The organism is Paraburkholderia phosphatilytica (genome assembly GCF_003443895.1).
GTDB lineage: Bacteria > Pseudomonadota > Gammaproteobacteria > Burkholderiales > Burkholderiaceae > Paraburkholderia > Paraburkholderia phosphatilytica.
Genome location: NZ_QQOA01000050.1, coordinates 1 through 14,928 on the forward strand (window position 1 = coordinate 1; position 14,928 = coordinate 14,928).

General features: G+C 64.1%; 11 protein-coding genes. 3 read left to right on the top strand and 8 right to left on the bottom strand.

Features of this window, described 5'->3' with window-relative positions:
* Positions 1-78: 78 nt before the first annotated feature.
* From DVS29_RS32325 to DVS29_RS37085, 4 genes are all read right to left on the bottom strand, one after another.
* Entirely contained in the window at positions 79-291 is a 213-nt protein-coding gene (locus DVS29_RS32325) for a helix-turn-helix domain-containing protein (protein WP_164708043.1), read from the bottom strand.
* Between the two features lie 194 nt (positions 292-485).
* Positions 486-1,163 carry a hypothetical protein gene (locus tag DVS29_RS32330; protein ID WP_118184600.1) on the bottom strand — a complete coding sequence of 226 codons (678 nt, stop codon included), beginning with the start codon at positions 1,161-1,163 and terminating at the stop codon, positions 486-488.
* A gap of 2 nt (positions 1,164-1,165) precedes the next feature.
* The gene (locus tag DVS29_RS32335; RefSeq protein ID WP_118184601.1) at positions 1,166-1,411 is read right to left on the bottom strand and encodes a hypothetical protein; all 246 of its coding nucleotides are present in this window, start codon (positions 1,409-1,411) and stop codon (positions 1,166-1,168) included.
* A 1,002-nt stretch (positions 1,412-2,413) separates the two neighbouring features.
* Positions 2,414-2,746 carry a hypothetical protein gene (locus DVS29_RS37085; RefSeq protein WP_124800744.1) on the bottom strand — a complete coding sequence of 111 codons (333 nt, stop codon included), beginning with the start codon at positions 2,744-2,746 and terminating at the stop codon, positions 2,414-2,416.
* A 199-nt stretch (positions 2,747-2,945) separates the two neighbouring features.
* On the opposite strand from DVS29_RS37085, the gene DVS29_RS32345 reads away from it, so the two are divergent.
* From DVS29_RS32345 to DVS29_RS32355, 3 genes are all read left to right on the top strand, one after another.
* Positions 2,946-4,694, top strand: coding sequence for a VRR-NUC domain-containing protein (locus tag DVS29_RS32345; RefSeq protein ID WP_118184603.1), 1,749 nt, complete (start codon positions 2,946-2,948; stop codon positions 4,692-4,694).
* Complete coding sequence (locus DVS29_RS32350; RefSeq protein ID WP_118184604.1) at positions 4,691-7,033, top strand: ATP-dependent DNA helicase; 2,343 nt, start codon at positions 4,691-4,693, stop codon at positions 7,031-7,033. The genes DVS29_RS32345 and DVS29_RS32350 overlap by 4 nt, the downstream gene beginning before the upstream one ends.
* Positions 7,034-7,161: 128 nt before the next feature.
* Positions 7,162-8,271, top strand: coding sequence for an acyltransferase family protein (locus tag DVS29_RS32355; protein ID WP_118184605.1), 1,110 nt, complete (start codon positions 7,162-7,164; stop codon positions 8,269-8,271).
* A gap of 22 nt (positions 8,272-8,293) precedes the next feature.
* On the opposite strand, the gene DVS29_RS32360 is transcribed toward DVS29_RS32355, so the two are convergent.
* The 4 genes from DVS29_RS32360 to zwf form a co-directional block, all read right to left on the bottom strand.
* Positions 8,294-9,154 carry an alpha/beta hydrolase gene (locus DVS29_RS32360; protein WP_118184606.1) on the bottom strand — a complete coding sequence of 287 codons (861 nt, stop codon included), beginning with the start codon at positions 9,152-9,154 and terminating at the stop codon, positions 8,294-8,296.
* Positions 9,155-9,361: 207 nt separating this feature from the next.
* Positions 9,362-12,145, bottom strand: a complete 2,784-nt coding sequence (locus DVS29_RS32365; RefSeq protein WP_240655923.1) for a mechanosensitive ion channel family protein — start codon at positions 12,143-12,145, stop codon at positions 9,362-9,364.
* A gap of 82 nt (positions 12,146-12,227) precedes the next feature.
* A complete protein-coding gene (locus DVS29_RS32370) occupies positions 12,228-12,992 on the bottom strand; it encodes an ROK family protein (protein WP_240655927.1) in 765 nt (254 codons plus the stop codon).
* A gap of 260 nt (positions 12,993-13,252) precedes the next feature.
* Complete coding sequence (zwf, locus tag DVS29_RS32375; RefSeq protein ID WP_240655924.1) at positions 13,253-14,860, bottom strand: glucose-6-phosphate dehydrogenase; 1,608 nt, start codon at positions 14,858-14,860, stop codon at positions 13,253-13,255.
* Between the last annotated feature and the right edge of the window lie 68 nt (positions 14,861-14,928).

The window sequence follows — 14,928 nt, forward strand, 5'->3', positions numbered from 1 at the left end:
CCGGAACGCGACTCGGTTGTCGCCACGGTGGCGCGCAAAGCAGATAAACAGCCTTTGGCTGCATGAATGAGGTGGCAACTACCTTGACGCGCGCCGTCCTTGCCGGGCAATGCGCTTGCGCCACAGGCAGACCGTTTGCACCGAGACGTCCAGTTCACGGGCGATCACCGTATTGGAGTGGCCCTCGTGGGCCCACAACGCGATGCGCGCCCGCATCACATCTCGTTGCGCCGCCGTCTTCCGCTCGATCAGCGCTAACAGTTCCTGTCGTTCCCTATTTGCCAGCTTCACTGGCGTTGCATGGCGACCTCGGCTCATCCCGCCATGATAGCCGAGGCATTTATTTATTCAATCTATTTACGGGATGTTGCACTAGTTGTCGCCTCATTCATGCAGCCAATGGCTGTTTATTCGCATCGATCGACGCCATCTCAACGACTGAGTCACGTTCGGGGTTAAGCGTCACGGCACCCACCGGTGTCCAGTTACGCGTGTGACGCGACCAGCGGGCCGGATTGCATGCGCGCGCCTTCAACGTCGTGCTGACGAGCGATGTTCCTACCCGCTGAACTTTTTGCGATGGTGACGACGCGCTCGATCGCTTTCAGAGCCGATCGTTCATCATCTCCGATCGCAAGCTCACTCACATACTCGCGCGCGACCTGCACCGCGTAGTTTGCCTGCCGGACGCTTTGGACGTTTTGCTTGTTCGCAAGCGTCGCGAGGTTCTCTACCCTGCTCGCGAGCACGTCGAGCGGATGCATCACCATGTAGGACTGCGCGCCGTTCGTCGCCTCAAACGCCCTGCGGCGAACATCTTCCGCCTTCAGGCCAACCACGCGGTGGATCACGTCAACGTTGGCCGACTTTCCGTCGCCGACCGGGATCCTGACCATGCCCACGAGAGCAGTTAATCCCCGACGAGGCGGGAATTCCGCGACGCCCTGAACTGTTTTCGCGATCGCCGTCACGTCGTCGCGGCTGCCGAGAAAATCCACATCCCTCGTAATCGCCGAAATACGCACGGCCAGTTGCTGATCCAGTTTGTAGTGAACCATCCAGACGGCTAAAGCCTGCCTCCCGACCAGCACCGCATATTTCGACACGCTGGAGAGCACGCGCTCGAACTGATCGGGAGTAATCGGGGCTTCAATATCTGGCACGATCAGAACTCGTCCGTGCGCCGGCGGAATGTGGTCGCTCTGACAACGGCCGGCGGTATGAAGAACATGGCTTCCTGCGTCTCGGCACCGCTCTCGACGAGCTCGTGCGAACGCACCTGATCCTGCCGTTTCGCCGCTCGCAGGAAAACGTCCTCCAGCGAGCTCTTTTTTTCCGGTGACGCAGCCGCATCGGTCTTGCGACTGGTCGCACATCGAAGAACGTTGTTCAGTGAATTTCGCTTTTCCATGACATGACCCCACCTGGACACGAACAGATGCAGTGTAAATTCATTATACGGAACCACGCACCGGACATCTATCCGGCCACAGATCCGCCAGGTTGGCACCTATCGAACACATCGTAGCGGCCGAAATCTGGTGGAGTCCATGCAAACAGTGCCACCCTGCTGGTCGAGGCGAAGGACTGCGCTTTCCTGACGATATGTCGCGTGCCATGATGAGAGCGCCTCGTGAAGAAGAAAGGGCATCCATGCGTCCGCCGGACCGTCATACGATGGTCGCGAGGCGCGATCGAGAGCTTCCCGAGCTCAGCGTACGGACTCTGCACACCATTCGCCTCGCGCCGGAAGCGGCGCCGGCGCCTGAACAGGTCATGAGGCGCAACACATCCAGACTTGGCGCAGGCGAAATCGATGAAGCGCTGGTTGGCTGGAACGAGGCCGGTGCAGGCAGAGAGCGATGTGAGAAAGTGAAACCCAATCCTGCTGCATTCCGCTACCAGAGAGATTGCGAATTGTCGTGGAGCCCGTCAGGCTTGATACAGAAGAATGGAGAAATCGGGTTCTCGCCGAATTGCGGACGACGTGTCTTTCATGCGAGTCGGTGAACGTGACCATGGGTGCCTGTGCGATCGGAAGCGTGACGGTCCATCAGGAATATGTGTGCGAGGATTGTCAGTACGAGTTCACTGCGCTCTTCGGCTTGACCGGCTGCTATCGCGGGCATCCTGAGCACTAGGAGTGCCATACCGAGATCGGCGCCAGCGGAACAATCGGGGGCGTGGATGCCTGATCAGTTTCTGCAGACCATCGACGCACAGACGGCCGTGCTGAGATCCTCAGCCGCAAAGACCGAAGGTACCTGCGACTGCGCACGAACAATCCAGCGCGTTGACTGGATATACCACTCGAACGCGATCGACGGCGCCACACTCACGCTGCGTGAAACCCGAGCGATTATCGAGGGGACCACGTTGATGCATCGGTCCGTTCGGGACCACTTCAGGGTGCTCAACCACCTCGTGGCGATTCTCTACGTCGAGGACCTGATTGCGAAGCAGGAAGCCTTGAGGTGACGTGTCGCAACCACGCGCTCAAGTGCAGCAACAGCTGCCGATGGCTCACGAGGTGCGTCAGCTGCCGCATGATCGACGTCGCCTCCTCCTGCCAGCGCTGCGCCTTCTTCATTTCCAGCATCCATTCCTCGGATTTCCGCTTCGCACGGTCACTCGCGTGCGCCTCCGAGTACATCCTCTCCACCCAGTTCAGGCGTTCCCGATGAGCGCGAATCTCACCGTCTGTGTTCAGCACTGCCACCAAGACGCTCGGCGCATAGTCATCCATACTCGCCTCCAGCCACGCTCCAATATAAAAGGCGAACGCAGGTGGCGAGTCGTACGAAACTGCCGGTATCGGACGGGCGCGCCAGCAAGGGTGGATGGAACCGACAGGTCGAACGCCAGGATCGTCCGAATAAGGCAAATCCCCATTCCCCCAATCTGCTACGATACCTGTACAAACATACAGCCCGCTCAAGCAAACCGTGCCGCCGGACCGCACCCTCAACCCGCTCTACTATCTGGCCAATTTCCGTCGCGCGCTCGACTGGATCGAAGCGCGCTATCGCGACGTGTTGGGCGACGACGAACACCAGTTCCTCGCCGTCTTTCGCGCGTTGCCTGAGCCGTCGCAGGCGCTGCTCGTCCGGATGCTGATGCGCAAGGGTCCGCACTTCCGCACGAACCGCCTCGCGTACGACGAAATCGGCTGTCCGCTCGCAGCAGCGCGTGAACTCATCGCAGCCGGCTGGATCGACGACGATCCCCTGCTTGCTCACGACGAACTGTTCCCGCTAGTGAGCAAGGCCGAACTGCAGCAGACCGTATCCACGGTCAGTGCCGCCGCCGGCCAGATTCGCGGCGCGCGCAAGATCGACCTGTACGTGACGCTAACGAGCCTCGAGCCAGAACCACGCAGCTGGTGCCAATGGCTGCCAAGCGACGCAAGCCGCGTATTTCATCTGCGCATCGCCCCAGCAGTCGATCGTTTCCGGTTGATGTTCTTCGGCAACCTGTATCAGGACTGGTCGGAGTTCGTCGTCGCGGACCTTGGCATCGTGCGCTATGAGAGCGTCGCGTTTCCCGATTCCGCGCGAGCATTCCAGACCCGCGGCGACGTGGACGTCTACCTCACGCTGCAAGGCTGCCGCGACGCGCTCGAACGCTTCGACGCAAGCAACGAAGAGAATGAACCAGCCCCGCTAGCCGCGCTCCTCACCGCCGTCGAAGACTGCACAACGCCGAATCTCTGGCTCGAAGCTCGCCGCGCCAGGCTGCTCTACGCCATCGGCCAGGCACTCGAACGAAGCAGCCGCTGGCACGACGCACTCAACGTCTACTCGTGCTCACAACACCCCGGCGCACGCTTTCGCCAAGTACGCGTGCTCGAAGCACTCGAACGCTTCGACGAAGCCCTCGCACTCGCCGCGCAAATCGTCGCCGAACCGCTCGACGACGAAGAGCACCAGCAAGGCGAGCGCACGCTGCAACGCCTGCAGCGCAAGCTCGGTCAACGCATGGCGCGGCGCCACGCAAAGCGGCCCATCGTGCAGGAAGACGTCACGTTGCCGCAGCCCACGCCGCCTGAGCGCGTCGAACACGCGGCGCTTCACCACCTGACCTGCGAAGATGCCCCGGTCTTCTACGTCGAAAACGGTCTCATCAATTCGCTGTTCGGCCTGCTGTGCTGGCGCGCGATCTTCGCGCCGGTGCAGGGCGCGTTCTTCAACCCGTTCCAGCGCGGCCCCGCGGACCTCAGTGCGCACGACTTCCACGCGCGCCGCACTGCATGGTTCGACGCATGCTTCGAGGCACTCGACAGCGGCACCTACCGGCAGTCGATACTCGATACGTACGCGCAGAAACACGGCATCGCATCGCCGTTCGTCGCGTGGAAGATGCTGACGCCCGAGCTGTTGCAGCTCGCGCTCGATTGCCTGCCCGCCGCACACCTGAAGCTGTGGTTCCGGCGTCTGCTGCTCGACGTGCGCGCGAACCGCTCTGGCCTGCCGGACCTGATCCGCTTCTGGCCCGCGCAACAGCGCTACGAACTGATCGAAATCAAAGGCCCCGGCGACCGTCTGCAGGACAACCAGGTCCGCTGGCTCGACTACTGCGTCTTGCACGATCTGCCGGTGCGCGTGTTGCATGTCCGCTGGCTGAACGCCGCCGCGGACGAACAAGACGAGCAGGACGTTCAGGACGCGCAACTCGCAGCGCGCAACCTCGCATGAGCTATGTGATCGCCGTGCGCGCGCTGTGCGAGTTCACCGCGAAACGCGGCGATCTCGATCTGCGCTTTACGCCCACACCAACCGCGGAAGAAGGCCAGGCCGGCCATCGCACGGTAGCGGCGCGGCGTCCCGCAAGCTACGCCACCGAAGTCGCACTCTCAGGAAGCTACGGCGAACTGACGGTGCGCGGCCGCGCGGACGGTTACGACGCGCAGCAGAACCGCGTCGAAGAGATCAAGACCTATCGCGGCGATCTGGATGCGATGCGCGAGAACCATCGCGCGCTGCATTGGGCGCAGGTGCGCGTGTACGGCTGGCTGCTGTGCGAACGCGATGCGCTCGACGGCATCGAACTCGCGCTCGTCTACTACGACGTCGCGAGCGGCCGCGAAACTGTGCTCACCGAACGCGCGAGCGCCGCTGAACTGCGCGAGCACTTCAACGCGCAATGCGCGCGCTTTCTTGCATGGGCGCAACAGGAACTCGCGCATCGCGCGGCGCGCGATGCGGCGCTCACCGCGCTTACGCTCGTGCATGGCGCCTTTAGACCCGGCCAGCGCGAACTGGCCGAAGCGGTCTATCGCGCCGCGAAACAAAAGCGTTGCCTGCTCGCACAGGCGCCCACCGGCATCGGCAAGACGATCGGCACGCTGTTTCCGCTGCTGAAGGCGTGCCCCGGCGAAGCGATCGACAAGGTCTTCTTCCTCACCGCCAAAACCTCGGGCCGGCGTCTCGCGCTCGATACCCTCGATGCGCTCGCAGCGCCCGACGCTAAACCGCTGCCGTTACGCGTCGTCGAGATGGTTGCGCGCGACAAGGCCTGCGAGTATCCAGACCGCGCGTGTCACGGCGAATCGTGTCCGCTCGCGCAAGGCTTCTACGACCGTCTGCCGGCCGCGCGCGCGGATGCCCTCGCACTGCATAGGCTCGATCGCGACGCGGTGCGCGACGTCGCCCGCGCGCACCGCGTGTGTCCGTACTATCTGAGCCAGGAACTGGCGCGCTGGAGCGACGTGGTGGTCGGCGACTACAACTACTACTTCGACGTCTACGCAATGCTTCATGCGCTGACGCTGCATCACGAGTGGCGTGTCGCGGTGCTCGTCGACGAAGCACACAACCTGCTCGAACGCGGCCGCAAGATGTACTCGGCCTCGCTCGAGCACAGCGCGCTCGACGACGTACGCAAGAACGCACCCGCTTTCGTGAAGCAGGCATTGCAGCGCGTGAACCGGCAGTGGAACGCGCTGGCAAAAGCACAACCCGCGCCGTATGCCGCGAGCGATACGCTGCCTGCGGAACTGATCGCGTCGATGGAACACGCGGTGGGCCTGATCGGCGAAGTCGCGAACGATCAGCCGCAGCTCTTCGATTCCACCTTGCAGCGCTTCTACTTCGACGCACTCCATTTCGTACGCATGGCGGAGCGCTTCGACAAAAACTCGCTGTTCGATATCGGCGACGAGCCTGTCACGCGCGGCGCGCCGCGCAAGTCGAACGCTAAAGCACGCCGCACCTCGATCTGCCTGCGCAACGTCGTGCCGGCGAGCGGTCTGCGTGCGCGCTTCGCCGCCGCGCATTCGGTCGCGCTGTTTTCCGCGACGCTCACGCCCGCGCACTTCTATCGCGACATGTTCGGGCTGCCCGACAACACCGTCGAGCTCGACATCGGTTCGCCGTTCAGCGCGGAACAGCTCGATGCATACGCGGTCGCGCACATCTCCACGCGCTATCGCGACCGCGAGCGTTCGATCGATGCGATCGTCGAACTCGTCGCGCGGCAGTACGCGAAGCACGAAGGCAACTACCTGTGCTTCTTCAGCAGCTTCGAATATCTCGAAGCGGTCGCGGCACAGTTGCAGATCGCTCACCCGCAGATTCCAACGTGGCAGCAGTCGCGCGCGATGGACGAAGCGGCACAGCGCGCGTTCGTCGCGCGCTTTCAGGAGCATGGCTGCGGAATCGGCTTCGCGGTACTCGGCGGCTCGTTTGGCGAAGGAATCGATCTGCCAGGTTCGCGGCTGATCGGCGCGTTCGTCGCGACACTCGGGCTGCCGCAGCTGAACCCGATCAACGAGCAACTGCGCATCAAGATGGACGCGCTGTTCGGCGCGGGCAACGGCTACGACTACACGTATCTGTTTCCCGGCCTGCAGAAAGTGGTGCAGGCCGCGGGCCGCGTGATCCGCACGCAGCAGGATCGCGGTGTCGTGTTCCTGATCGACGACCGCTTTCTGCGCGCCGAGGTGCGTGCGTTGTTACCGGCGTGGTGGCGCCTTACGCGATTGCGTTCGACCGCCGCGATTAATGCGCCGCTTGCTGCGTGCGTGCAGGCGTGAGGCGTTTTCGTTTTTTGCTAATGTACGCTCTCACACACTGTTCCCGGGTCCGATTTGTAGCTGGTTGATGACTCAACTATTCTGGTGCTCCGCAGGTCTAGCGACTGCATGCCGGCACCGGAAAAACAATGAGCCCGATCAAGCCTGAATCGCACGAGAACGCATTTGGCTTCCTCAGGCTGTTATTTGCATCGCTTGTCATCCTGGCGCATACGCCTGAACTCTGCGACGGCAACCGTCACCGTGAAATCCTGACCATGCTGTTCGGCACGATCTCGTCCGGCGATCTTGCCGTCGACGGCTTTTTCTTCATCAGCGGCTATCTGATATCGGCGAGCTACCTCAAAAGCCGAACGCCCGCGTCGTTTCTCAAGAAGCGCATTCTGCGAATCTATCCGGCGTTTATCGCGGCATACCTGATCTGCGATCTCATCGTGGCGCCATTGGGCGGCGGTGACGTCGCGTTCACGCCGCAACACGTTTTGATGGTGCTAGCCAGAATCCTGCTATTGCAGATGCCGGCTTCGCAGACCGCGTTTCATGGAACGTACTACCCTGAACTCAACGATGCGATGTGGACCATCTCGTACGAGTTCAAGTGCTACCTGCTGATCCTGGCGCTCGGGCTGGCGGGTATGTTGAACCGGAAGCGCGTCGTGGCTCTTGCCGCAATTGCGCTGCTTGTTCTCTCGTGCATCTTTCCGGAGCAGTATCAGCCTTTCGATCTTCAGGCTGCCGCGCAGATCCAGACGCACTCGCTTTGGGACAAGGTCTTCGACCTCACCATTGGCGATCCGCACTCGATGCTAAGGTTTATTGGCGTATTTCTGTGCGGAACGACGTATCAGCTCTACAGAGACCGTCTGCATTTCGACCGGAAGCGTGTGGCGATCTTTTCGGTAGGGCTCATCATCGCGCTGTTCGAGCCGGCAATCGTCAATCTGGGCGTGGCCGTATTTGGCGGCTACCTGATACTGGCGTTCGCGCGTCCTGGCGGGCAGTCCGTTTTCAGCAGGATCAACAACGAGAACGACATCTCGTATGGCGTCTATCTGTACGCGTGGCCCATCACCAAACTGCTGCTCTGGTATTGGCCGGACATGAATGTGGTGCTCGTCGGCATCCTCACCTGGATCGGCGCGGCCAGCATCGGTACGGTCAGCTGGCATCTGCTGGAAAAGCCGATCATGCACAGAGTGCGGCGTAACGCGCCCTCTGCGCGAGGCGTGGTGGCCTGAAGATGCGGGCGAACGCTAAGGCTTACCGCTCCAGAAACGCCTGCACCATCGCGTTGAACGCACGCGGACTCGCGACGTTCATGCCGTGCGACGCGCCCGCCACAGTGTCGCGCTCAGCGAGCCAGATCCACTCGGCGAGACTCTCCACGTTGTTGCGGAACATGCGCGGGCTCTTCTGGCCGTCGATCACCAGCGTGCGGCACTTCACGTCGGCCGCGGCGTCTTTCGAATACGCGGGCAACGGATCGCGCAGCTGCTTGGGAAGCGTGCTCGCGTTGTCGATCGCCATCGTGCGAAAGCTGGCGGTGCTCTTCTTCCACGCACCCGGCACGCTGACGGAATCGACGAACAGTTCAAGGCCAGCTTCCACCTCACCCGCTTCGACGAGCGCGGCCACCTTCGCGCGCAACGCGTTGGTGGCGGGGGGCAGCGTCGCCACGCTGCTCGCGCTGTCCGTGCTCTTGTCGAGCGGACCGCCCGGATCGGCCAGGATCAGCGAGCGGACCAGGCGCGGATAGGTGCGCGCCAGCTGGAACGCGATGCAGCCGCCGCGCGAGTGGCCCAGCAGATGCACCGGTGCGAGATCGAGCGCGGCGATGAAATCGGCAAGTTCGTCGACGTGCGTGCGCCAGCCGAAGTCCGACTGAATGCCGGCGTCTACGCCTGGCCAGTAGTGGCTCAGGCTCGGCGCGATGCAGCGAAAGCTCGCGGAGAGCGGCTGCATCTGCGCGTCCCAGTAGCGGTAGTCGCACAGCGACCCGTGCACGAACAGCAGCGGCTCGCCCGCGCCGCACTCGACGTACGGCAGGCTGACGCCCGACGCGACAGTCGCAAAGCTCAGGTCGTGATGCAAGAAGATCGACGAATCAGCCCGCATGTTCATGGGATTGAAGGGACGCAATTGAACCAAGCGTCACTATGCCGCACGCCGCGGCATAAGAAAAACGCGTAATTCGAATAGATCCTTTCAATATATCTGATACATCGGCCGCAGACGACCAGCCGGCGGGGCGGAAGCGGCCCGGCGGCGGCCGCTTTCGTCCGAGGCTACGGCGCAACAGCGGCGGTCAATATCGCGCGTCAACCAGTGCTAGTTCGGACGCCGCCCGGGCGGCGGCTGGTCGCGATCGCCGTCACGGCTTTTGCCGCCCTTCCCGCCGCGGCCATTGCCATCGCCGTTTTCACTGCCGCCGTCATCGTCATCGCTGCCACCCCTGCGGCGCGACGCATCGCGGTCGCCATGTTCCTCGACGTCTTCCACGTCATCCCGCCCGAACCGCGACACATTGCTGCCCGGCGCGATCAGCACGTTGTTCCGCTGCGGGTTGAGCAGCTGGATGCCGCGCTCGCCGAAGCGCACGAACACGCGCCGGTTGAATTCGCGCTGCACGCCCCAGCGCGAGCTGTCCTTGCACTGGATCTGCCCGACCAGCGTCACGCCCGCGCCGTCCACCTGATCGACGCCCCAGTACGCGAAATCCGCGAGAATGCCGGCCTTGAACGCATCGTCCTCGCGCAGGCTCGCGCCGATCTCCTTCAGCGTCGCGATCGCCAGCTCGACGTCCTGGCCAGATGCGATCACCACCTTCACCGCCGCGTTGCCGATGCCGCGATTCGTGTTGTTCACCGTGGACACCGAACTGAACGGCACCGTGTACAGCGAGCCGTCGCCGCCGCGCAGCCGCACCGTGCGGATCGACAGATATTCGACCGTGCCCGACACGCCCGCGAGCGTCACCCAGTCGCCGACCTGCATCGCGTTTTCCATCAGCAGGAAGATGCCGGTGATGAAGTCCTGCACGAGCTTCTGCGAACCGAAGCCCAGCGCCACGCCGAAGATGCTCGCACCCGCGAGCAGCGGCGCGGTGTTTACGCCGAGTTCCGACAGCCCCGTCAGCACGACGATCAACGCGATCACGACGAACAGCGCCGTGCGCAGCATCGGCAGCAGCGTGCGCAGGCGCGCGGCGCGCACGTAGTCGCCGCCCGTCGTCCACACGTCGAGCTTGTTTTCCGCCGCCGCATTCACCGCCTCCCAGATGAACAGCGCGACCGCCGCCGCGACGACGATGGTCACCACCGCGGACAGCAACCGGTGACCGACCGCGCCGGACGCGAACACCTGCGAGATATGCAGGCCCCACACCTCGAGCAGCACGACGAGCGTCACGACGGTGACCACGGCGGACACGATACGGCGCAGCATCGGGTAGTAGCGCGCGGCGCGCTTGCGGACGATCGACGGCGGCGTCTGGTCGTCCTGCTGGAACAGCCGACCGAGCGCACCGAACGCGACGATCGCGATCACGCGCGCAAAGATCAGGATCACGAGCGAGAGCCCGCCGAGATGGATCAGCGTGCGGTAGCCGTTGCGCACGTCGAGTGCCCATACGAACCACAGCGCCATCACGATGAACGCCGCCACCGCCGCCCACACGTCCGCGACCCAGTTGCCGAACAGCGCAAGCGCGCCGGTGCCGCCGCTGCGCGCGCGCAGCCGCGCCGCGACCGGCCGGCGGCACTGCAGGATCATGATCGCGATCATCAGGTGTCCGATGAACGTCACCGCCTTCAGGATCGCGAGATGGGCGGCGTCGCTGAGCCCGATCGGCTGCGCGGCATTCGCGAACGCGACGCCCGCGCCCGAGATGCAGACGATCGCGAGCACCCAGCGTTGCAGGAACATCGCCGAGCGGTCGCTCATGCGCAAGAGCCGCAGCCGCGGGCAACCCGGCGCCACGAAGAACTCGCTGACGATCGCGACGGCGCGGCAGAACACGTAGACGTCGATCAGCGAGCCGAGCACGCTGTCGGCCACCGTGCCGTCGTCAGTGAGGAGCGACGCGAGCAGCCCCGACACCGCGATGAACGCGACCAGCGGCACGATTTCGAGCAGCGTGTACAGCAGCGCGGACGGCAACCGGCGCAGCAGCGTCCAGTGATGGACCGAAGCGCTCCAGTTCAGGTGACTCGCGAGCACGCCGGTGATCGACGTGGGCGCTTCGGGTGCAAGCGCTTCCGCCGGAGGTGCTCCCGCGGCGGCGGCCGCATCTCTCTCCGCCTGCACTTCGGCTTCCGCAGGCGTTTGCGGAGAAGCAGAAGCAGGCGCAGCGGCAGGCGTCGCGCCAGCCGCCGTATGCGCGTCATGCTCCTCTTCCGGCTGCCCTTCCATCCCGCGCGCCGCAACGCCCAGACGGAAGCGCCGCAGCGACCGCCACACGAGCCACTCGATCACGAGCGCGGGCAGCAGCGTGCCGATCACGATGGCCGCCAGCTGCAGCAGCGCCGCGCGCTGCTGCGGGTCCGCGAGCCTGACGGTCCACCAGGCCCGCACCGACGACAGATCGAGCAGCGTCGCGATCGAGCGCCGCAGATCCGTACCGACACCCTGCACAGACTGCGCGCCGCGCCGCACGAGCTGCGACACGAGTCCGTTCGCCGTGAACGCATTGCGGATCGACGCGGCCGCGCCGCTCGCGGGTGCCGGCGCACCAGCCGCCGATGCTGCCGCGGGTGCGGACGCCGCGGGCGGCGGCGCAGCGAGCGCACCCGCCACGGCCAGCGCGCGCAACGTGTCTTCGATCTGCGCGCGGCGGCGCGGGTCGTTCAGCACGTCGAGCGCCTGCTTCGCCTGCGCGGGCGTCAGCGTGATGGTGTTCGACGCCGCTTCGGGCGCGGCCGCATGCGCTGCGGTGGAAGGGGCGGCGTGTGCCGCGGGCACGCCCGGAATGGCGACGGCCGCGTACGTATTCGCGCTCGATGCGCCGAACAGCGCGCCGCACAGCACGCACAACAGGAAGCGGAGCACCAGGCTCCAGAAACGATAAAGCGATCGGTGAGGCATCGAGCGCGCCGCGCCGGACTGCATGGCCATTGCACGAACTCCTGTCACGGTGAGTGGGCAAAGGGTCAAGGGTACAGGCAAGCCGCGGCGCGCCCTGCGAATGGCATGACCATCAGCCGCCGCGTTTGCCATTGGCGCCGTGACGTGCGAATTCCGGCAGTTGCCGGGTCTCGCGCACCGAACGCGGATGCCACAGCTTCGCGCCGCCTTCGATCCCGGCGTCGTTCGACACGACCGCGACGTTCGCGGGCAGCTCGAACGTGAGGCGCGCCGCGTTGCCGCCGCCGATCCACAGCTTGTCGTAGTTCACGAGCGAATGCAGGATGTCGATGATCTTTTCGACCCGCTTGTTCCAGCGCTTGTTGCCCGCTTTCGCGCGCGCTTCGTTGCCGATGTATTCGTCGTACGCGCGGTTCTTGCTGACCGGATGATGCGCGAGTTCGAGGTGCGGCATCAGCTCGCCGTCGCGGAACATCGCGGTGCCCGCGCCGGTGCCGAGCGTCAGCACGAACTCGAGGCCACGCCCTTCGATCGCGGCGAAGCCCTGCATTTCCGCGTCGTTGATCATCCGCACCGGCAGACCGCCCAGCCGCTTCGCGAGCGAATCGGCGAGCGCAATGTCATGCCAGCCCTCGACGCCGAAGTGCGGCGCCGTCAGGATGCGGTTGTCGCGCACCACGCCCGGAAAGCCGATCGATATCTTCGATGGCGGCAGCTGCTTCACGAGCGGCTCGACGAGCGTGTATAGCGCATCGACGAGCTGGTCCGGCGTGCACGGATGCGGCGTGTCGACCCTCGCGCGCTCCGTCTTCATCTCGCCTAGTCCGTCGATGATCGACGCCTTCAGGCCGGTGCCGCCCACGTCGATCGCGAGAATGTGCTCGTTCGCGAGCGCTGTGTTCGCGGCGCTTTTGCGTTGCCCTTTGCCCGCACTCGCGGCAGTCTTCACGGCCGCGCTCTTGTGCAGCGTCGTCTTGCGTGCCGCGGTCTTGCGCGGCGCGCTCTTGCGGGCAGGCGATTGCGTTGTTGTCTTTCGGGTCGTCACGCTGGTCCCCTTCACTGGAAAAGTCGGTAGAAAACATCGTGGATGGCCGGGCATGCATGATCGACGACCGGCCGGATCGCGATGCGCTCGCTTCAGGACTTGCTCTTCGTCTCCGCGTTACCTGCGTTACCTGCGTTGCCATCGTCGGCTTGCGCCGGCGTTTCTGTCAGCGGACGCCAGCGCCGGCCGTCGCGCGCGAGCAGATCGTCCGCCGCCTGCGGGCCCGCGCTGCCGGCCGCATACGTATGCACCGGCATCGCACTACCCTTCGGATGCAGCACGTCGTCCACCGCGGCCCAGCTCGTCTCGATGCTGTCCGCGCGCTGGAACAGCGTCTCGTCGCCGAGCATGCAGTCGTACAGCAGCGTTTCATAGCCGACGTTGGGCCGCTCGGCAAAGAAATTCGCATAGTCGAACGACGACTTCACCGCGCCGATCTGCATCACCGGTCCCGGCGCCTTCACATTGAAATCGAAACTTGTGCCATGCGATGGGTCGATGCGCAGCGTCAGCACGTTCGGCGTCAACGCGTCCACCGGCGTATCGCGGAACAGGCGAAACGGCACCTGCTTCAACTGCACCGAGATCTCGGTGCGGCGCGACGTGAGCCGCTTGCCAGTACGCAGATAGAACGGCACGCCGGCCCAGCGCCAGTTGTCGAGATGCACGCGCGCCGCCGCATAGGTTTCCGTGTTGCTATCGGGCGCGACGTTCGGCTCCGCGCGGTAAGCCTGCCCCGCCGGCCCCTGGCCGTACTGGCCGAATACCACGTCGTCCGGCGTGAGCGGCTTGATCGCGTCGATGATGTCCGCCTTCTTGTCGCGCACCGCTTCCGCATCGAACGAATTTGGCGGCTCCATCGCGATCATGCTCATCAGCTGGAACAGGTGGTTCGGCAGCATGTCGCGGAACGCGCCGGTCTGCTCGTAAAACGCGCCGCGCCCCTCCACGCCGATCACTTCGGACGCAGTGATCTGCACGCTGTCGATATATTCGCGGCGCCACACCGGCTCGAATAGCGCGTTCGCGAAACGCACCGCGAGAATGCTCTGCACCGTGTCCTTGCCGAGGAAGTGGTCGATCCGGTAGATCTGGTTTTCCTGCGCGTATCCCAGCAAATGGGCATTGAGTTCGCGCGCCGATGCCAGATCCGTGCCGAACGGCTTTTCGACGACGACGCGCCGGAAGCCCTTGCTCTCGTCTTCGTTCAACAGCCCTGTGCTGCCCAGGTGGTCGGCGATCACCTCGAAGAAGCGCGAGCCCACCGCGAGATAGAAGATCGCATTGCCGCTCGACGCCTGCTTCAGTTTGCCGGCGAGCTTCTGGTAAGTGCCGTCGTCCTCGAAGTCGCCGGCCATGTATTCGAGGCGCTGCGCGATCGAATTCCACGCGTCCTCGTCGAGCTTCGACGTGTGGAAGGTGCTGGCCTTGTCGGCCGCGAACTGCTTGAGCGCGTTGCCGAGGTCCTCGCGAAACTCGTTGGTGTCGCGCTCGCCGTGATTCACGCCGATGATGCTCATCTTCGGATCGAGCAGGCCATCCACCGCGAGGTTATACAGCGCGGGCATCAACAGGCGTTTCGTGAGGTCGCCGCCCGCGCCGAAGATCACCAGCGTACAAGGCGGTGCGGGATGTTTGCCGGCGGGCGCTGGAGGGGTACCCGGCTTGGCGTTGCTGGTGGCGTCGGAGGTGGTCGGCATGGGTTCGGCTCGCATCAGGACAACGTGAATGGACGGCTCTTCAAGCCCGCAGATGCACAGCAAAAAGG